At 38.2% G+C, this 20,661-nt stretch carries 9 protein-coding genes and 2 pseudogenes; 4 read left to right on the top strand and 7 right to left on the bottom strand.

Going from position 1 to position 20,661, the window contains the following annotated elements; genetic code table 11:
• The first annotated feature begins 22 nt into the window (after positions 1-22).
• The gene (locus EHV10_RS13735) at positions 23-9,349 is read left to right on the top strand and encodes a MucBP domain-containing protein (protein WP_158609925.1); all 9,327 of its coding nucleotides are present in this window, start codon (positions 23-25) and stop codon (positions 9,347-9,349) included.
• Positions 9,350-9,496: 147 nt separating this feature from the next.
• Here the strand turns inward: EHV10_RS13735 and EHV10_RS13740 are convergent, their stop codons facing one another.
• From EHV10_RS13740 to EHV10_RS13750, 3 genes are read right to left on the bottom strand one after another with little or no spacing between them, the layout of a single operon-like run.
• Complete coding sequence (locus tag EHV10_RS13740) at positions 9,497-10,531, bottom strand: ribonucleotide-diphosphate reductase subunit beta (protein WP_128675138.1); 1,035 nt, start codon at positions 10,529-10,531, stop codon at positions 9,497-9,499.
• Positions 10,524-12,791, bottom strand: a complete 2,268-nt coding sequence (locus tag EHV10_RS13745) for a ribonucleoside-diphosphate reductase subunit alpha (RefSeq protein WP_128675139.1) — start codon at positions 12,789-12,791, stop codon at positions 10,524-10,526. The genes EHV10_RS13740 and EHV10_RS13745 overlap by 8 nt, the downstream gene beginning before the upstream one ends.
• On the bottom strand, positions 12,791-12,994 hold the full coding sequence (locus tag EHV10_RS13750) for a glutaredoxin family protein (RefSeq protein ID WP_009663585.1): 204 nt from the start codon (positions 12,992-12,994) through the stop codon (positions 12,791-12,793). Before EHV10_RS13750 ends, EHV10_RS13745 begins: the two co-directional genes overlap by 1 nt.
• A gap of 357 nt (positions 12,995-13,351) precedes the next feature.
• Here EHV10_RS13750 and EHV10_RS13755 point away from each other — a divergent pair.
• A pseudogene (locus EHV10_RS13755) lies at positions 13,352-15,004 on the top strand (IS1634 family transposase); the annotation flags it as partial.
• Between the two features lie 190 nt (positions 15,005-15,194).
• On the opposite strand, the gene EHV10_RS13760 reads toward EHV10_RS13755, so the two are convergent.
• Genes EHV10_RS13760 through EHV10_RS13770 form a run of 3 tightly spaced genes read right to left on the bottom strand, consistent with a single transcriptional unit; the run spans position 15,195 to position 17,738 of the window.
• Positions 15,195-16,379, bottom strand: coding sequence for an oxygen-binding di-iron domain-containing protein (locus EHV10_RS13760; protein ID WP_128675140.1), 1,185 nt, complete (start codon positions 16,377-16,379; stop codon positions 15,195-15,197).
• 18 nt (positions 16,380-16,397) lie between these two features.
• Positions 16,398-17,051 carry a cupin domain-containing protein gene (locus EHV10_RS13765; RefSeq protein WP_009220508.1) on the bottom strand — a complete coding sequence of 218 codons (654 nt, stop codon included), beginning with the start codon at positions 17,049-17,051 and terminating at the stop codon, positions 16,398-16,400.
• A gap of 3 nt (positions 17,052-17,054) precedes the next feature.
• A complete protein-coding gene (locus tag EHV10_RS13770; RefSeq protein ID WP_009220507.1) occupies positions 17,055-17,738 on the bottom strand; it encodes a DUF2249 domain-containing protein in 684 nt (227 codons plus the stop codon).
• A gap of 112 nt (positions 17,739-17,850) precedes the next feature.
• Here EHV10_RS13770 and EHV10_RS13775 point away from each other — a divergent pair, with 112 nt between their 5' ends.
• Both EHV10_RS13775 and EHV10_RS15655 read left to right on the top strand, forming a co-directional pair.
• Entirely contained in the window at positions 17,851-18,525 is a 675-nt protein-coding gene (locus EHV10_RS13775) for a Crp/Fnr family transcriptional regulator (protein ID WP_128675141.1), read from the top strand.
• Between the two features lie 223 nt (positions 18,526-18,748).
• Positions 18,749-19,462 (top strand): annotated as a pseudogene (locus EHV10_RS15655) (IS1634 family transposase); the annotation flags it as partial.
• 431 nt (positions 19,463-19,893) lie between these two features.
• On the opposite strand, the gene EHV10_RS13785 reads toward EHV10_RS15655, so the two are convergent.
• On the bottom strand, positions 19,894-20,661 hold a 768-nt coding region (locus EHV10_RS13785), incomplete at its 5' end, for a transposase (protein ID WP_148092619.1).

Consider the following 20,661-nt stretch of genomic DNA (forward strand, 5'->3'; position numbering starts at 1 on the left):
ACTAAATTATATAGGAGGAATAATGAATAATTTTAGAAAGCGACTGTTATCCGCTTTTTTGTCATTTGCGATGGTATTTCTGTCAATGAGCGAATTATTTACAGCTTATGCAGGTCCGCCCGGCATAGTAAATGATCCGGATATTCTGGCAGAGGTTACATACGACAGAAATGTTGTCAACAGCAGAGGAAACAGCGATTTTTATGTTGGAGAGGAGGTTTCGTTCTATGCAAATACTACGATATCGTCCACTACAAGAAGTATTCCGGGAGCATATGGAGTACTTTATCTACCAAAGAACATTTTCCCGATTGTAAATTCAAGTAATATTTCTACTTGGATAAACAGACCGGCAAGCAACTATTTGAGTATTGACAGCTCAGACAGTGAATTTCACAAGGTTAAACTTAAATTTATAAGCCTTGGAGGAGGTACCACTCAGACAGTACCTTTTAAAGGAATAATAAAAGATCGTTCATTGGCAAATGATGAGACCTATGTGATCCCATATCAGGTATATGATGCAAATGATAATTTGCTTGAGAGTACCATCAATACCTTTTCTGCAAAGACATATCCGGTAGGATATACGGATGAAAACAAAAATACCAGAAGAGATTACTACTATGCACAGGGTACAAGCAGTTTACAAAACAATACAACTCTGGCAAATGATTTGGCTACATTTGTTCAGTTCAATACAAGAAGAACAAACTGGCCGGCAGCAGGTACGTACCATGGTACGGAGACAAAAATTGTGGGTGGTGACAGAAGAAAGACAAGAATTACTGTACAGCTTCCTGCAAATGAAAACTTTGATACTACAGATACCAGAAACAGCATTTGGACATATAATGCTGCAAATCACACTATAACTAAGGATGTAGAGTTTCAAAGTAACTTAAACTACACAAATGACGGTTTCAATATCAGATATAATAATCAGACCGTAGGTACACAGGCGTCTCCTGTAACAGTGGAATTTCCTATTACATGGCAGTATGTAAATGATGACGGTTCATTGGATACAGCATCTATTGAGAAGTCAAAGAGCTCTGTAAGATACTGGTCCTTTCCTAGAGTTCCGGCAACTGACAGAGGTTTGACAGCAAGTAAGAGTGCGAGTCCATGGAGATTTACATTTACAGATAGAGATAAATCAGAGCATGTTTATAACATGGGATTTAACTGGAACTGGTATGCAGGTAATCCTGAAGAATACCCTACTATGGGAGCATATCATACAAGAGTAAGTTCTTTAGTAGATACACCGGTTACAGATATGGAATTTGTGGGATATCAGATAAGAGCTCTTAATCCTACAGGTAAGGTTCAAGATACCTTAGGAAATATACATACTATACCTGCACTTGATAATACACAGCTTGCAGCTCTTTCAAACAACAAGCTTATAGGTATAAAGGCTGACGGTAGTGAGGAAGTAATTGCTACAAATATTCAAATTACAAGTACTGCAGATGAGGTCAGACTTCCGGTTCCTAAATTCTATAAGAAGATAGAGCTTAAGTTTACAAATCCTATAGAGATTCAGGCTCCTACTGGAAGAGTAATAGATGTAAGATACAGATTCCGTTTTGAAGAAAATTCATATAATGATGTAAAAGCACAGTTGGCGTCAAAGCCGAATAATGCAAGCAGTAATGTTCAGACAAGAAATATTGCTACAGTAACCGGAGATAACGGTGCCGGAAGAACATGGACAGCCAGCGGAAGTGATTATGTTACATGGACAAAGGCTTTTGCGGCAGAGTATGAGCATGATACACAGAATCAGAATCTTGGAACAAAGTATCTGAACGAAGAGTTCAGTATGACTGACAATATAAGATTCCATTACTTTTTACCACCGGGTGGTAGAAAAATAAAAAATCCTAAGTTCTTCTTACTTGCAGATCCGGCACTTGAGTTTAAGAGTATTCAGACAAGTACAGGACAGAATCCTGAACTTACACCGTCCGTTATGAGTAACTATAGAGTGGAATACAACTTCAAGAACACAGGAAAGACAGCCTATATTTGGGATCTTCCGGATATAAATATTCCTGAGGGAAATGACCGTTATCGGTATGTATATTTCAGCCCAAGATTTAAGACTACAAGAAATATGGCAGGCGGTCAGAATACTATCGACACATATTTGTCATGGGATAATAATGAAGAGGCTACTTCTAATGAAGTACTCGGTAAGTACGAAGATGTACTTGACCTTGATAATGACGGAAATACCACAGAGAAGTTCAGTAGCAAAAAGGCTACATATCTTTACTCACCACCACTTGAGTTAATCCTTACAAAGAGATCAAAGAGAGCGGATTCAAGTGTTGCTCAATATTCATCGCTTACAACACCTGACAGTGAGCAGATAGTAGACTATAAGCTGAACATCTTCAATAACTCTATAACAGGCGTTAGCGGATTTACATTCTTTGATATCCTGCCACATGTGGGTGATAAGGCAATAGCACCTGATCAGCAGGGTAGTTATGCGGACAGAGGTTCAACATACAGACTTGGACTTACAGGTCCTCTTGATCCTAATCCGAACTATACATATGAATACAGTACAACCCCTGTTACAGAAGGAAATATAGCTGCAAACTATGCAGGAGCTACATGGACTTCATCAGTTTCAGACTGGTCAGCGGTTACTATGTTCAGGATAAAGATGAAGCCGGGATATACACTGGCAAGCGGAGCGGCAGATGATATTACATTCAGAGCAAAGATGCCTGATACCACTCCTCTTGATACCACAAACAAAGCGGTAAATACCTTTGCGGGATTTGCCGGAGACAGCTATACAGGTGCATTTGAGGCACTCAGCAATGTTGTAGTACCAAAGAAATATAAGATCAGCGGTAAGATCTACTATGATGTGCCACCTGCAGGAGGCAGCGGAAACGGTACATATCTTACAACTGATGACGACGTTCCTGCAGCAGGCAGAACAGTAAGTCTTTATGATGCTGGCGGTAATCCGGTACTTGATGAAACAGGTAATCCGATGACTACTACAGCCAATGCAAACGGAGACTACTCATTTGACAACATCTCAAAAGCGGGAACATACAAAGTGGTGATAACACCGGGAGTAGGAGATACAATAAGTACAAACCGTGTTACATCTACATCACTTATAATAGGAAATGACTTTGCTGACGGAACTCAGGGAAGCAATCCTGTATTTGAAACAAGCGTTACACTTACACCAAGTGATGATAAGAAAACAGCAAATGCTGCACTTGTGGCAAGTAATTCTACATTGAAAGTAAAATATGTAGATATGGCAGGCAATCCGATACCTCTTGATGACGGAAGTGGAAATGTGGCCGATACAGACAGCGTTCACGGCTTTAGAGATCCATATACGGTAACACCGCCTGCAACACTTACAGGTGTGGCTAATTATGAGTATGCGGAGCCTGATCTTACAAACGGCAGACCGCTTACAGGAACATTAAATCCGGGACAAAATGTCGTAGTATTAAAATATAAGAGAAAGACTGCGGGAAATATAACTGTAAACCACTTTGAAGTAGGTGGAAGTACACAGCTTTATACACCTGCGGGAGCGACATCACCAAGTGCGGAAACTTATGTAGGAACTGAAAAACTTGGATTAAGTGAGAATCTTACAAACAAAGAAGCAGACATCGCAAACTTCGAGTATGTAAGCACAGAAGTAACAGGAGCACCGTCAGCGACAACGCCAACAGCTACAGGTGATACAACAGTTACATATCAAACAGCACCACAGACAGTAACCTACAGATACAAGAGAAAAGATGCTGCAAATATAACAGTAAACCACTATGAAGTGGGAGGAAGTACCCAGCTTTATACACCTGTGGGAGCGGCTGCACCAAGTGCAGAGACAATCTCAGGAGCAGGAAAGCTTGGAACAACACAAAATCTTACAAACAGAGCTGCAGATATTGCAAACTATGAGTATGTAAGTACAGATGTTACAGGAGCAACAAGTGCAACAACACCAACATCGACAGGTGCAACAACACTAACTCACGGAACAAGCCCACAAACAGTAACTTATTACTATAAGAGAAAGATTGCGGGAGACGTTATAGTACATCACTATGAGCTAGGAACAACAACACAGCTTGTACCTGATGTAACATTAAACGGAACTAATAAGCTTGGATTGCCATATACAACAACAACACAGACAATTCCAAACTTTACAGTAGTAACAGTGCCGACAAACCAAAACGGTACATACCAACCGGGAACACAGACGGTAACTTACTACTACAAGAGAAATGATGCAGGAAATGTTATAGTAAACTTCGTAGAGCAGGGAACAAACACTCCGCTTAAGAGTCCTGTTACAATGAACGGAGCAGGAAAGCTTGGTTTACCATATACAACAACACCTGATACTTTCGCAAACTATGAGCTTGTAAGTGCAACACCTACAAACCATACCGGAAACTATCCGCCGGCAGGAAATGATATCACTGTAACTTATGTATACAGAAGAAAAAATGCCGGAAATATTACAGTCAACCACTATGAGGTAGGCGGAAGTACACAGCTTTACACACCGTTGGGAGCTGCAGCACCAAGTGCACAGACCTTTAACGGAACAGGAAAGCTTGGACTTGCTGAAAACTTAACAAATAAGGCGGCAGATATTGCCAACTATGAGTATGTAAGCGTAGATGTAACAGGAGCAAGCGGTGCAAGCACACCAACAGCTACAGGTGCTACAAACGTTACATATCAGACAGGAAATCAGGTAGTGACATACAGATATAAGCGTAAAGATGCGGCAAATATCACAGTACATCACTACATTGACGGAACAACAACAGAACTTTACACACCGGCAGGAGCGACAGTTCCGGGACCTGAGACAATAAACGGAAGTGGAAAGTTAGGACTTACAGAGAATCTTACAAACAGATCGGCAGATATAGCTAACTATGAGTTTGTAGGAGTGGATGTAAGTGGCGCTGCAAGTGCAACAACACCGGGAACAAACGGAGAGACAACTCTTACCCATGGAAATACAGCACAGACAGTAATCTATAAGTACAGAAGAAAGAATGCAGGAAATATCGTAGTTAACCACTATGAGGTTGGAGGAAGTACACAGCTTTATACACCTTCAGGAGCTGCAGCACCAAGTGCACAGACCTTTGACGGAACAGGAAAGCTTGGACTTGTTGAAAACCTTACAAACAAGGAAGCGGATATAGCTAACTATGAGTTTGTAAATGTGGAAGTAACTGCAGCACCGGGAGCAAGTACCCCAACAGCTACAGGAGCTACAGGAGTTACATACAGGGCAGGAACTCAGACAGTAACCTATAGATACAGAAGAAAGAATGCAGCAGATATAACAGTCCATCACTACGAGGACGGAACAACAACAGAGCTTTACACACCTGCAGGAGCGGCTGCACCAAGTGCAGAGACAATCTCAGGAGCAGGAAAGCTTGGAACAAATGAAAACCTAAATAACAGAGCGGCAGATATAGCAAACTTTGATTATGTAGGAATTGATGTAAGCGGAGCACCAAGTGCAACAAGCCCAAGTAGCACAGGAGCAACAACTCTTACACATGGAAACAATGCACAGACAGTAATCTATAAGTACAGAAGAAAAGATGCAGGAAATGTTATAGTAAACTTTGTAGAGCAGGGAACAAATACTCCACTTAAGAGTCCTGTTATAATGAACGGAGCTAATAAGCTTGGTTTACCATATACAACAACACCTGATACTTTCGCAAACTATGAGCTTGTAAGTGCAACACCTGCCAACCATACAGGAAACTATCCGCCGGCAGGAAATGATATCACAGTAACTTATGTATATAAGCGTAAGAACTCAGGAAATATCACAGTAAATCATTACGAGGCAGGAACAACAAATCAGCTTTACAAACCGGCAGGAGCGACTGCACCAAGTGCACAGACTTTTGACGGAACAGGAAAGCTTGGACTAAGTGAAAACCTCACAAATAAAGAAGCAGATATAGCCAACTTTGAGTTTGTAAATGTAGATGTAACAGGAGCAAGCGGTGCAAGCACACCGACAGCAAGCGGAGATACTACAGTTACATATCAGACAGGCAATCAGGTAGTAAACTATTACTACAAGAGAAAAGATGCTTCAAATATAACAATACATCACGTAGAGGATGGAACAAATACAGAGCTTTACACACCTGCAGGAGCTGCCGGCCCAAGTGCAGTGGTCATCTCAGGAAGCGGAAAGCTTGGAATAAATGAAAACCTTACAAACAAGTCTGCAGATATAGCAAACTACGAGTTTGTAAGAGTGGATGTAAGCGGAGCACCAAGTGCAACAACCCCAAGTGCAACAGGAGCAACAACCCTTACCCACACAAATACACCACAGACAGTCATCTATAAATATAGAAGAAAAGATGTGGGAAATGTATTGGTGCATCACGTAGAACTAGGAACAACAACATCAGTATCCCCTGATGAGAACTTAAGCGGAGTAGGAAAGTCAGGACTTACATATACAACAAGCCCTGCAACAGTAGCAAACTACACAGTAGTAAGCAGCACTCCAACAAACCACACAGGAACATATCCGAATACCGGAACAACAGTAGTAACATATGAGTACAAGAGAAACGATGCAGGAAATGTTATAGTACATCACTATGAGGATGGAACAACAACCCCGCTAGTACCTGATATCACAATGAACGGTGCAGGAAAGCTTGGATTACCATATACAACTACAGATCAAAATATTCCAAACTTTACATTGGTGAGCACACCGGCAAATCAGAATGGAACATATACAACCGGTAATCAGACAGTAACTTATTACTATAAGAGAAATGATGCAGGAAATGTAGTGGTACACCACGTAGAGCAAGGCACAACAACATCAGTAGCCCCTGATGAGACATTAAACGGTGCAGGCAAAGCAGGTTTACCATATACAACAAATGCAGCAACAGTAGCAAGCTACACAGTAGTAAGCAGCACTCCAACAAACCACACAGGAACATATCCGAATACCGGAACAACAGTAGTAACATATGAGTACAAGAGAAACGATGCAGGAGATGTAGTAGTACATCACTATGAGGATGGAACAACAACTCCGCTCGTACCTGATATCACTCTAAACGGAAGCGGAAAACTCGGATTACCATATACAACTACTGAGCATAGTATTCCAAACTTTACCTTGGTAGCCCAACCGACAAATAAGAACGGAACATATACAACCGGTAATCAGACAGTAACTTATTACTATAAGAGAAATGATGCAGGAAATGTAGTGGTACATCACTTAGAGCAGGGAACTACAAATTCAGTATCACCTGATGAAAACTTAAGTGGTGCAGGAAAGTCAGGACTTCCATATACAACTGCTCCTGCAACAGTAACAAACTTTACAGTAGTAAGTGCGACTCCAACAGGACATACAGGAACATATCCTGCTACAGGAACAACAGAAGTAACATATCTTTACACAAGAAATGATGCTCAGAGTATAACTGTAAAATATGTAGAACAGGGAACGGGAACACCTCTGGATACAGACGATGTAATGGGAGGAACAGGAAAACTCGGACTTCCATATACAACAACAGAGAAGAACATCCCTAACTATGAGTTGGTAGCACAGCCTGCTAATAAGAACGGAACATATACAAACACACCACAGACAGTAATCTATGAATATAGAAGAATGCCTGCCGGAGATGTGACAACTATATATGTAGATGAGGACGGAAATGAGATAGATATACCTGAGACCCAAAACGGAATAGGAAAGCTCGGCCTTCCATACACAACTACATCAAAGACAATACCGAACTTCACATTAGTGAGCGTACCGTCTAACGCAAATGGAACATTCACACCGGGACCACAGACAGTAACCTATGTATATAGAGGAGCTGATGCGGGAGATGTAACCGTATACCACAAATCAGTATATGATAACAGCGACTTAAGCACACCGACAGTACTTGACGGAAGCAGAAAGCTTGGATTACCATATACAACAACCCCTGAGACTTACTCAGACTATGAGATAGATACAGTACCGTCTAACGCAACAGGAACATTTGTAAGCGGAAGCCAAACTGTAACATATCTTTATAAGAGAAAGCAGTCAGGCGGAGTAACAGTAAATTATCTGGACAATCATGGAAACAGAATCGAGACACCTGATACAATAACAGGAACAGATAATGTAGGCTTGCCATATACAACAACCCCTAAGGTAATACCTAATTACACACTTATAGTAGTACCGAATAACGCAAACGGAACATTTACAGTAGATCCTATAACTGTAAACTATATCTATAAGCGTGATGATGCTGGAGATGTTGTAGTAGAGCATATAGATGAAAACGGAAATGTACCTTTAGAGAGCCCTGAGGTACTTGACGGAAGAGAGAAACTTGGAGAGAACTATACAACAAGTTCAAAAGTATTTGACAATTACGATCTGATAAGTGTACCAAGTAACGCAACAGGAACATTTACAAGCGGTAGTCAGACTGTAACATATGTATACAGAAGAAGAGATGCAGGAGATGTAATCGCCCATTACGTAAATACTGCAGGAATACCGATAGAAAGTGATGAGATACTTGACGGAACCAGAAGCCTCGGCCTGCCATACGCGACAGCGGCAAAGGCAATAAACGGATATAGTTTATACCTTGTACAGGGAGCAGAGACAGGAGTATTCACAACAGGAAGAATAGAAGTAACATACATCTATAAGAAGGACCCAAGCGTGGTAGTAATACCGGGACCTGTAACGCCTGTAACTCCGATAAACCCAAGCCCGATAAATCCGATTAACCCGATTAATCAGGTACCCCCTGTAACACCGGTAAATCCAAGTACACCTACAACACCAACCACCCCGACGACCCCGATAAGAGTGGCAACCCCAAGCCAGATCACAATACCGGGAAGAGATGATGATGTAGTTATCAGACCGACAAGACCTTTAGCGACACCGTCAATAGCGACAAGCTCAAATACAAGCAGAGGTGGAAGCGGCAGTTCAGGCGGAACATCGAGTGTAAGACCGGGACAGGCAAGTGTAGATAACAAGGTAACATCAAAGAATGCAATAGAAGATCCTGTGATCTTGATAGATACACCAACACCTAGCAAGAATCCACAGCCACAGAAAGTGACTCCTGTACCAAGCAGTACAAGAATGGCACTTGCAGTACCAAAGACAGAGGACAGAAAGGACGTAAGAGGATATGTATTTATTCTAATGAGTTCAATCGCAGCTGCAATGGCACTGGCATTCAAGAAAAAAGAAGAAAGATAATTTTTCGGTCCCCGACTTTAAGTCGGGGGCTTTTTTCATTATTGAAAAGAATATGGTATTTGCAGAATAAATGATGTAGATAATTAGAAATAAAAAATAGCTGCCGGCTTACGATTATTAATTGTAAGCAGACAGCCTGATTACTGTTTAGAAATCTTCCCATCCGTCAATGGAAGAACTCATATTGTAACTGGTAACTGTTCCTTCAAAGAAATTGGACTTAACATTACCTTCGCCTTCGGTATCGGCAAATCTTTCCAAATGCTTATAAGGATTTTTAGTAAAACCTGAATATAGAGGCTCAAGGCCTAAAGACTTTAATCTTTCGTTAGCCAGCCATTTTGTATAACCCTCAGTTGTCTGAGAAGTTATGCCAAGTACACGATTTCCTATTATATGCTCTGTCCAGTTGATTTCCTGCTCAACAGCGGTATTAAACATGGAATAGATTATTTCTGTAGAGAAAAATTCAGGATAATCATTCTTTATTTCTTTAACAATACTTCTAAATAAAACAACATGTGAGAGCTCATCTCTGTTTATCAGTCTTATAATATCAGAGGTACCCACCATCTTATTCCTGCTTGCAAGAAGATAGAAGAAGTTAAAGCCGTTATAGAAATACAGTGACTCAAGCAAGTAGTTTGCTATTATGACCTTAGCAAAGTTCTCATCGGACTGATTATCTATAAAATCCTGATAGATCTTTGCAATGAAACTGTTTCTTTCAAATAATATCTTATCATCTCTCCATTTGTCATAGATCAGATCTCTGCTCTGCTTTGGAAGTATTGACTCAATTATATACTGATAAGATTGAGAGTGAATGGACTCCTGGAAAGTCTGTATAGCCAGCAATAAATTCACCTCAGGTGCTGTAACATGGTCTGAAATATTAGGAATATTATTTGTCTGTATACTGTCAAGGAAGATCAAAAATGAAAGTATTCCGTCATAGGCTTCCCTTTCAGGTAAGGTCAAATTTTCATAGTCATTTTTATCCTTGGTTAAATCCACCTTCTCAGGTATCCAGAAATTTGCCATCATAGTTCTGTAAAGATGATTGGCCCACTGAAATCTGACATTATTGAGGTTAAAAAGATTTGTTGAATTACCCTTTATAATTTTCCTTGCACTTAATGTATCATCACCTGCCGGATTAAATAATTTCTTTCTATCCACTACAGCTTTCGCACTCCTCTTTATCTGAAATAGTATTCGTATTCTTTTGAATTGTTCTTATATAATAAACACTCTTACAGCCTTCTTCCCAGGCAGTCATTAAAGTGTCATAAATATCTTTTGCTTTAATATTTTTGTTTAAGTCAAAGACCATTTCCATAGATACACCCTGTGTTATCCATGAACCTATCTTTGCCATTATCTTTACATAGCTGATAGGGTTTACATTTTTAAACTCAGGATAGAACCATGCTCTGTCCTTCAAATGCTTAACCGTTCTGGGTATTGCCCCTCTTTGATTCTTTTCAATATAAAATCTTGAGAATGTCGGAGTTACAGAAGCTGTCGATCCCATTAACAAAGATGTGGAAGTATTAGGTGCTATTGCTGTAAGCTCACCGTTTCTTAGACCGTTAGCCTCTACCAGATAAAAAGCCTCATTCCATTCATCTTTGAATTTAGAGTTTGCTCCGTACCATTCTCTTTTCTTGCCAAAGAATATACCCTGATCCCATTTAGAACCCTTAAAGGCCTTGTAAGCTCCTCTTTCCTTTGCCAGCAATGCGGAAGACTTTACAGAATAAAGTGCTATTCTTTCAAACAGCTCATTTATCTCATTTATAGAGTCTTCATAAATCATATATTCTCTTGCCAGATAGTCGGCAAGTCCCATTGCACCGACACCTACAGTTCTATAAAGCAAGTTATGCTTATTGGATTCCTTTAAAGGAGTAACTGTCAAATCTATAGTATTATCCAAAGCTCTTATTGCAAGGGAGACATGCTTCTCAATCTCATCAGAGGTAAGTTCGGCCAGATTAAGAGAAATAAGGTTGCAAGTGTGAATCTCACCCATATCACTTGTTCTGACAGCCGTATTGCCATCAACTTTTTCCTCAAAATTTATAGTAGGTTTGAAGTTTGAAAAACTCTCCATACAGAGATTTCCGTTACCTATCATGCCCATATGAGAGTTGTGATTCACCTCATTTGCTCTGTCTTTAAAGAAGATATAAGGCATTCCGGTTTCAAGCTGAGTTTTCATAATGCTCTTAAACAGATCTTTGGCATTTAAAACCTTTTTAAGCTTGATATTATCGTCCTTTTCAATCTTTTCATAGATTGATTCAAACTCATAACCATAAAGCTCACAAAGTTCAACACCGTACTTTCTTCTTATTTCATATGGATCAAGTAAAGTCCAGGATTCATTATTTTTAACTCTCTTCATAAAGAGATTGGAACATACTACCTGTGGATAGATATCATAGGCTTTTCCTCTTTGATCGCCGTTTTCGGTTTGAAGTTCAAGGAATGACTCGATATCCAAATGCCAGGTATCCAAAGCCACTGTAGCGGCTCCGGCTCTTCTTCCCTGCTGATTTACGGCAACAGCCGTATCATTTATTATTCTGATCCATGGTACAACACCGCCGCTTGCATTGTAATAACCGTTTACCATAGATCCCTTTGCTCTTATTCTTGAGACATTTACACCGACTCCACCGCCGTTTTTACTGATTCTTGCCAAAGAGTCGATATTGTAGAAGATAGACTCTATATTGTCATCTATTGCTGTAATAAAGCATGATGACAAGTTTCCGTTAGGGACTCTAAGGTTTGCAAGCATAGGAGTTGCAAGTGAGAGCTTTCTGAGTGACAATGCATTATAGAACTCTTTTACTATATTTACTCTGGTTTCACCGGGCTCTTCATTTAAAGCCAACATCATGGATATTGCCATAAATGTTTCCTGAGGAAGTTCATAAGTTTTGCCTTCATGCTTAATTAAATATCTGTTAACAAGCATGTTTGCCCCGGCATAGTCATAGACCATATCTCTGTCTATATCTATAAGTGGGGCAATTTGATCCAATTCTTCTTTGCTATAGGTTAACAGTCTTTCATCATATAGGCCAAGTTCAACCATATGCTTTATAGTTCTTGAAAAATCACCGTAAGAGAAATTTCTTGAGTGGAAAACTTCTCTTTCAGCTTCCATCATAAGAAGTCTACCTGCCACATATGCCCAGTCACTTTCTTCAAAGCTTGTCATGGTGACGGCAGTGTTTATTAAAGATGCCTGGATCTTTTGAGTGGTGATGTTTTCCTCATATATTGAGTCTATATTACTCTCAAGCTCAACCATATTCACGTCAAGGCCGTCACAGGCCCTTAAGAGCTTTTCTCTGATTTTTTCTATATTAAGATCTTCGATTATGTTATCTCGATTGATAACCTTTCTTTTTTCGTTTGACATCAGATCACCTGTAAGAAGGCTTCCATTGAGTACACATGATCATTGTATTCCACTACAGGAGCACTCATAATTCTTGCTTTACTTGCAACTATCATAAGTGTTTTCATGTCCTCGATGTACTCGAATTCAAGGTTCTTATTCTCCAATATTCCCTTTAAAGATACACATTTACCACAGTTTTCCTTGCCATAAACTTTTATCATTTCTAAACACTCCTTAAAATTATACATATATATTGTGAAGTAATACGATATCAGCACAATATATTGTGTTAATAGCCTACTAATTTTATTATATAAAACCAAAAAAGTAAAGTATATATTTAGATTTTAAATAATAGATTTCCTAAATGCCAATATAGGGTGGAATACAGTATTTGAGTCAAGCATTACGATGAAAAATACTGATGATAAGAAAACTGCCAATGCCGTCTTCCGCCGAAGTACTATGAAAATTCCGACGTTTTAAATTTCTGATAAACTATTTAATTTTATACAATTTTTTAAATCCTTTATTTTAAAGGCTTTTCTGATATAAAAAATATTTCAAAAAATTTGAAAAAATTTTTTGGTTATGTTGAGGATTTGATTTCAGCTGAGATTCCGGATCCTGTTAAATTTTACAGTGACTATGTAAAAGAGCAAAACGAGAACAGAACAAAGATTCTTTCTGAAGAATCCCGTCCTCGTGCATTTTCCACCCCTGTTGAACTTAATATAGGGCACTTCTTACTTTACTCATTAATTGATGAGCTTAATGTTAAGGAAACTATTGATATACTTGCTTCTCAAATGCGTTTTCAGTTCTCTGTATTTGACCTAATTACACAACTTATTTATGCGAGGGTTATATCACCATGCTCTAAGTCAAAGACAGCCTCTCATGTCTTTCCATACCTTTATGGCAGCTCAACAATATCTGAAGATCAAGTATATGACGGGTGTTCTTTTCTAGGAGAATCTTATAAAAAGTATATTGATTTATTTAATCACTCTTATGAAATGCATTCTAAAAGGGATCTAAGCAATGTATTTTTTGATTGCACTAATTATTACTTTGAAATTGATATCCCTAGTGATGACAAGCAAAAGGGACCTCCAAAAGAGAATAGGCACTCCCCGATAATAGGGCAAGCTTTACTTTTAGATGCCGATCTCGTACCTGTTTCCATGCAAATGTATCCCGGAAATGAATCGGAAAAGCCATACATTAGAAAAGTCATTGAAGAAATGAAGCAACGGCACAACGTATCAGCCAAGACGATTCAGGTGGCTGATAAAGGACTTAATTGTGCAAAAAATATTTATGCTGCAGTCAAAGAAGCTAATGACGGCTATATATTTTCAAAATCAATACATGGTAAGAATCTAAGTGAAAAGGAAAAGAAATGGGTTCTACTTGAGAATGATACAAATGTCTTTTCCAATTACACTGATGAAAGAGGTAATATATCTTTTCGTCTTAAATCATGTATTGACAACTTTGATTACAGTTTTAAAGAGATCGATCCGGAAACAGGAAAAGAAAGTGTTACAAGGTTCTCTGTAAAAGAAAAGCGTATCGTTTCTTATAATCCTAACCTTGCAAAGAAACAAAGGCTTGAAATAATGAAAATGGTCGATAAAGCTTCAAAGTTTTCTACATACAAAAATATCGCTAAGGCTGAACTTGGAGATTGCGCTAAATATGTAGACATCATAACTAAAGATAGTACAGGCAAGACAATAAAGCCTATAATAGGTTTAAATAAATCTAAGATTGATGAAGATCTTAAATACGCAGGATATAACCTTTTAGTGACATCCGAGATAGACATGGAGCCATTACAGGTATATAAGAGATACCATAGCCTATGGAAAATCGAGGAAGCTTTTAGACTTACAAAATCGTACCTGGATGCCGGGCCTGTTTACTTACAGAAAAAAGAAACAATCTATGGGCATTTTTTGATATGCTACCTTAGCTTGTTTCTTTTAAGAGTATTAGAAATCAAGTGCTTCAAGAATAAAATAAAATCTTATGACTTGATTAACTTTATGCGTGATTTTAGGGTTGTAAATAAAGGTGATAATACATATATCAATATATCAAGAGACCAGGCCGTTAACGAAAAGGTTAAAAAGCTGGTTGGCTTTAGTAATCTTGATGCCCTCTATTTAACCAAAGCTGAAGTCGACAATTTCTTTCAAAACTGCATGCTCTTGGATACCTAGAGTACTAGGTTTTGAGAGAAACGACGGAAGTCAGGTTATATAAGCTGTACATTAAAAATACCTTCGGAATATGTTAATTTTTTTTATGATTTTACAACAAAAATCGAGTAGAGACATCCCCTACCCGATTCTTTAATAAATTTTAACCTTTCAATCTATTCGGTTAATGAAGCTTTAGATTTCCTTTATACTATAATAAACTTTCAACCAGTTCCGGTACCTTGTTAAAATCTTCCTCCTTAGGATTCCATAAAACTTTTATATTTTCTTCAGCCACTTTAAATCCGGCTCCTGCAAGCTGCTCTTTAAGAATTTTTACAGACTCTCCCGACCATCCATAACAACCGAAAGCTGCCGCTTTTTTATTTTTAAACTTAAGCTGTTTTAAAAATTCCATCCAGCCTGCCACACTGCTTAATATGCTGTTTCCGACTGTAGGAGAACCCACCGCAATTGCCTTTGACTTAAAGATTTCAGTCATAACCTCATTCTTATCCGACTTTGAGATATTAAATACCTTTACTACAGTATCGGGACTCTTAGCATGAATTTCTTCAGCTATTTTATGTGCAATCTTTGTAGTTCCTTCCCACATTGTATCATACGCTATGGTTATCTGATCTTCCTGATAGTCAGCTGCCCATTCCCCATACTTTTTAACTATTTTCAGCGGATCTTCTCTCCATATTGCACCATGCGAAGGTGCAATCATATCTATCGGCAGATTAAAACCTGTGATTTCCTCCAGCTTTTTGGTAAGTATAGGAGCAAAAGGAGTCAATATATTTGCAAAATACTTCATTGCCTCCTTCCACAAAAGACACTGATCCGCCTTGTCATTAAACAATTCCTCTACTGCATAATGCTGTCCGAAGGCATCATTTGAAAATAAAATATTGTCTCCTGTCATATATGTCGCCATACTGTCCGGCCAGTGAAGCATACGCATTTCTACAAATACAAGCTTTTTACCGTTTCCTATATCCAAGCTGTCTCCGGTCTTTACCACATTAAAGTTCCAGCCACGCTTTCCGTACTGACCTTCAATACTTTTTACAGCTGATGCAGTACAATAAATCGGAGTATCAGGTATCTCCTCCATAAGTGCGGTAAGGGAACCTGAATGATCACATTCTCCATGATTGGCAACTATAAAATCTATCTTGCTTAAATCTATTTCCTTTTTTAGATTCTCTACAAAGTCAAATCTATGAGGTGTCCATATAGTGTCAATCAATACTGTTTTTTCTTCTTCTATAAGATAGGCATTTTGGCTGGAACCGTTTTTTATGGAATAATCATCGCCATGAAAACTCTCCAGTTCCCAATCAATATATCCTACCCAGCTTACATTTCCCTTTACTTTTTTTCTCATGTGCCCACCCACTTTCTTTTATTCAAGTGTAAGTAATAATGCCATTTTAAATTTCTTTGTTGCTCTTACCGAGTGAAGTCCCGCCTTTGCAAAATGGAAATTTTCACCTGCTTTTATAACATGCTCCTTTCCCTCATAACCTATTACGCCCTCGCCGTCAAGGGCAAAAACTATTGCCTCCCCCGGTGCTGCATGTTCTGAAAGTGCCGCACCCTCATCAAATGCCATAACAATAAATTTCATTTTATCATTATGAACCACATCCATATTTACAATCTTTCCATCCGCATATGGTACTAAATCCGCTAATTTAAAAACTTCTCCCGCTTTAACACTGTTATTCATAATATCTTCTCTCCTTATTGATATTTCCGTATACACGGCTCCATTATTTGTTTTCATTCCCACAGGTGTATCTGTCATTGTTATAATACAGTCTCCTGTTTCAAGCTCTCTTATAAAACCCTTATCACCATAAACACTCATCCTTCCCTCAGCCACTATAAGTAGCTTATGGTAGGGATATATTTCGGCACTTATATCCGTATTCTCTGCCAAAGAAAAATATATTATATCATTTGCTCCCTCATATACCGCCTTTGAAACAGTACAACCGGCAACAGGTTCATTATCCCTTGCTATAGAAAATACTTCACCCACTTTTTCTTTCATATATCACACCTTTACATCCGGATTCTTCTCTCCGAATTTTTCCTTTAATGTTTCACAAATCTCGCCCCTTGCTTTGTTTTGCTTTTCCATATTTTTTATGGTCTTATATGCTGCAAAAAGTGTGGAAGGACCTATCTCCGAACTAAAATAACCTATTCCCTGATTCCATACAAGAAGTTCAAAAACATCATCAAATGCCGCACTGTCAAGCCCGTGAATATATGCCTTTACAAGCTCTCTTGTTGCCTGACGCATTCTGCCTGCTCCCACTGCATTGGTCAATGACAATAAGAGCCTTGTTTCATACGGCAGATATCTATGTTCATCATTCCATGTCAAATCCCAGAAACTTACAGCTATATCCCCTAATTTCTCATCAATCAAAGGCATATTTGTAAGTGCCGCCGGACGCATAGGAATATCTTTTTCTTCCTGCTTTACTTCCACTCGGTAAAAATAAGCATGGTACTCACCTTCGGCTTTTTTCTCCGTATAATATTCAAAACCCAACCCCTCCATTACTTCATAAAGAGGTATGGGATCAAAGGACTGAATAACGGTTATTCCCTCGCCTGCCGCTACATCCATAGCCTGCTTTTTTAATCCCAAAAAGAAATTGCCTTGAATTCCTCTTACATCAATTTGCTTAAAACTTGAAACTTTATCTTTCCAATTTGTAACGCTCATATCTTGACCTCCTTTATTTTGTCTTTATTATACTACTATAATATCAAAAAATCTGTATTCCCAGATACAGATTTCATGTATAATAAAAACAACAAAAAACTATGGAGACAATATGTATTATTCAATTCTTCAAAACAGTTCATTATTTAAGGGTTTGGGAGAAGATGAAATTTCAGATATCTTTGGAATTATTTCCCCCACCGTTAAATACTATGACAAAGGAAATACCGTGTTTAATTTTATGGATACCGCCAATCGTATAGGGATTATTTTAGAAGGTCGCGTAGAGGCAAGGAAGAATTTTCCAAACGGCAGGCAGGTGGATGTTTCTGTACGAAATCCCGGAGATATTATAGGACCTGCCGCCGTTTTTTCCAAAAGTCGAAAATATCCCTGCGATATAGTTGCAATTGAGCCTGCAAAGATAATGCTCTTACATAGAGATGAGCTTTTAAAGCTTATGCAATTAAATCTATGCATATTACAAAATTTCACCACCGAAATTTCCACTGCAACTTATATGCTTCAACAAAGACTTGAGCTGCTCTCCTATGGAGGCATCGCACAAAAAGCGGCATTTTGGCTTTTAATGCAGTCCTGTCAATCAGGTAAAGATACTGTCACAATTCCTGACAGCATTTCAAAATGGGCAATGCTTATGAATGTATCCAGAACCTCCCTGCACCGGGAATTAAGCCACCTGGAATCCGAGAAAATTATTTTTTATAATCCCCCCGTAATCAAAATACTGGATTCAGATGCCCTGCAGGATATATTAAGCAGGTGACGGTATTGCGTGGGCAGGTTATATCAGCAGTTATTTCTTTGCATATAGTAAACACTGCAACTTACACCCCTATATTGCAAATATTATCTTACCTAACCAATACAAAACTGTACTCAAAAAGGAATTAACCATTATCGCCATAAATCTTATATTTAGGGAAATACGGTCAATTCCTTTCCTTTGAAAGGTATTCTAAAAGGGATCTAAGCAATGTATTTTTTAAATGTATCCCGGAAATGAATCGGAAAAGCCATACATTAGAAAAGTCATTGAAGAAATGAAGCAAAGGCACGACGTATCAGGCAAGACGATTCAGGTGGCTGATAAAGGACTTAATTGTGCAAGAAATATTTATGCTGCAGTTAAAGAAGCTAATGACGGCTATATATTTTCAAAATCAATACATGGTAAGAATCTAAGTGAAAAGGAAAAGAAATGGGTTCTACTTGAGAATGATACAAATGTCTTTTCCAATTACACTGATGAAAGAGGTAATATATCTTTTCGTCTTAAATCATGTATTGACAGCTTTGATTACAATTTTAAAGAGATCGATCCGGAAACAGGAAAAGAGAGTGTTACAAGGTTCTCTGTAAAAGAAAAGCGTATCGTTTCTTATAATCCTAACCTTGCAAAGCGGGCCTGTTTACTTACAGAAAAAAGAAACAATCTATGGGCATTTTTTGATATGATACCTTAGCTTGTTTCTTTTAAGAGTATTAGAAATCAAGTGCTTCAAGAATAAAATAAACTCTTATGACTTGATCAACTTTATGCATGATTTTAGGGTGATAATACATATATCAATATATCAAGAGACCGGGCCGTTAACGAAAAGGTTAAAAAACTGGTTGGTTTTAGTAACCTTGATGCCCTCTATTTAACCAAAGCTGAAGTCGACAATTTCTTTCAAAACTGCATGCTCTTGGATACCTAGAGTACTAGGTTTTGAGAGAAACGACGGAAGTCAGGTATCATATAATACAACAATAAAATAAGAAAAATTTGACATCGAAAATCCTTTGTTTACAAGGCTTTAGAGGCTGTTTGCATGTAACAAAATGTTGAAGACCGGTACCTAAGACCTCAGATAATACAGACCTTTTCAAATATATGATATTACTGATATCTTCATGCGGAGCAATGCTTTTGGTATTTAAGAAGAGATAGTGACTTGTCCTAAAACAAGAAGAAAGGGGCTGTCGGGAAATACTGAATTTTAATCCCTACAGAACTAAATAGAAATATCCTGACAAGTACAAGGCATTTTGGCTTTGTGACTTTGTCAGGATATTTTGTTTTTCTATTATGCTGTCTATTTTTGGGCACAAAACCCCCTTGGCTGAGATTTTGCTTTTGCATTTTTTACTATGCGGTTTTCTCCTGTATTTTTCCTTCAAATTTCTTTAGTTTTGCGTAGAGAAAACGATGATATTTGTTTATATTTCTTCCTATTGCAAAAAGCATAAATTCTTTATATACCTTATCTGAAGAACGATAGTTAAAGCGTCGGAAATCTTCATTTTCTTTAATATCTCCAAAATGACCTTCCGTTTGAATAGAGCGTGTCTGTCGTTTCAGAATACCTTTTTCACTCTGTATGTTAGCATGTGACTTCTCTCGAAGCTCTTCCCATACTTCATTGATCTTCATCACTTTGTTCTTATCAATATCTTTATCAGGATTATATTTGTATAAGCATTTAGACTTATGTTCACATCCACTACAGTCTGAACATCCATATACTTCATATGTTTGTGTATAACCATTCTGTTTTTTCTTTTCAGTGTTGATATGTCTCAGTTCACGACCGTCATGGCAGATATAGACTTGTTCATCCTCAAATGCCATTGTCTTCATGTTGTAGTATTTACCTATATCTTTACTGTATGCTCTTGTTTTTCTTTTCTCATGATCCTGCAGTTTTATATAACTGTCTATCTTATTTTCTTTTAGATATAAGAGATTTTTCTCACTACAATAACCGCTGTCTGCTGTCACTTCTTCAAGTACTTCTCCAAATGCTTCCTTATGCTTTTCAAGGACCGGAATTAATGTATTATAATCTGTACGATCATTACTTACATAACTATGTACAATAAAATAATTCTCTACTGCTATCTGTACATTGTATGC

It is taken from the genome of Lachnoanaerobaculum gingivalis, assembly GCF_003862475.1.
Lineage (GTDB): Bacteria > Bacillota > Clostridia > Lachnospirales > Lachnospiraceae > Lachnoanaerobaculum > Lachnoanaerobaculum gingivalis.

Excerpts from the sequence above, each read along its gene's own strand:
- EHV10_RS13745 (WP_128675139.1), bottom strand. The coding sequence starts at position 12,791 with ATGTCAAACGAAAAAAGAAAGGTTATCAATCGAGATAACATAATCGAA.
- EHV10_RS13760 (WP_128675140.1), bottom strand. The coding sequence starts at position 16,379 with ATGAGAAAAAAAGTAAAGGGAAATGTAAGCTGGGTAGGATATATTGAT.
- EHV10_RS13735 (WP_158609925.1), top strand. The coding sequence starts at position 23 with ATGAATAATTTTAGAAAGCGACTGTTATCCGCTTTTTTGTCATTTGCG.
- EHV10_RS13770 (WP_009220507.1), bottom strand. The coding sequence starts at position 17,738 with ATGAGCGTTACAAATTGGAAAGATAAAGTTTCAAGTTTTAAGCAAATT.
- EHV10_RS13750 (WP_009663585.1), bottom strand. The coding sequence starts at position 12,994 with ATGATAAAAGTTTATGGCAAGGAAAACTGTGGTAAATGTGTATCTTTA.
- EHV10_RS13765 (WP_009220508.1), bottom strand. The coding sequence starts at position 17,051 with ATGAAAGAAAAAGTGGGTGAAGTATTTTCTATAGCAAGGGATAATGAA.
- EHV10_RS13775 (WP_128675141.1), top strand. The coding sequence starts at position 17,851 with ATGTATTATTCAATTCTTCAAAACAGTTCATTATTTAAGGGTTTGGGA.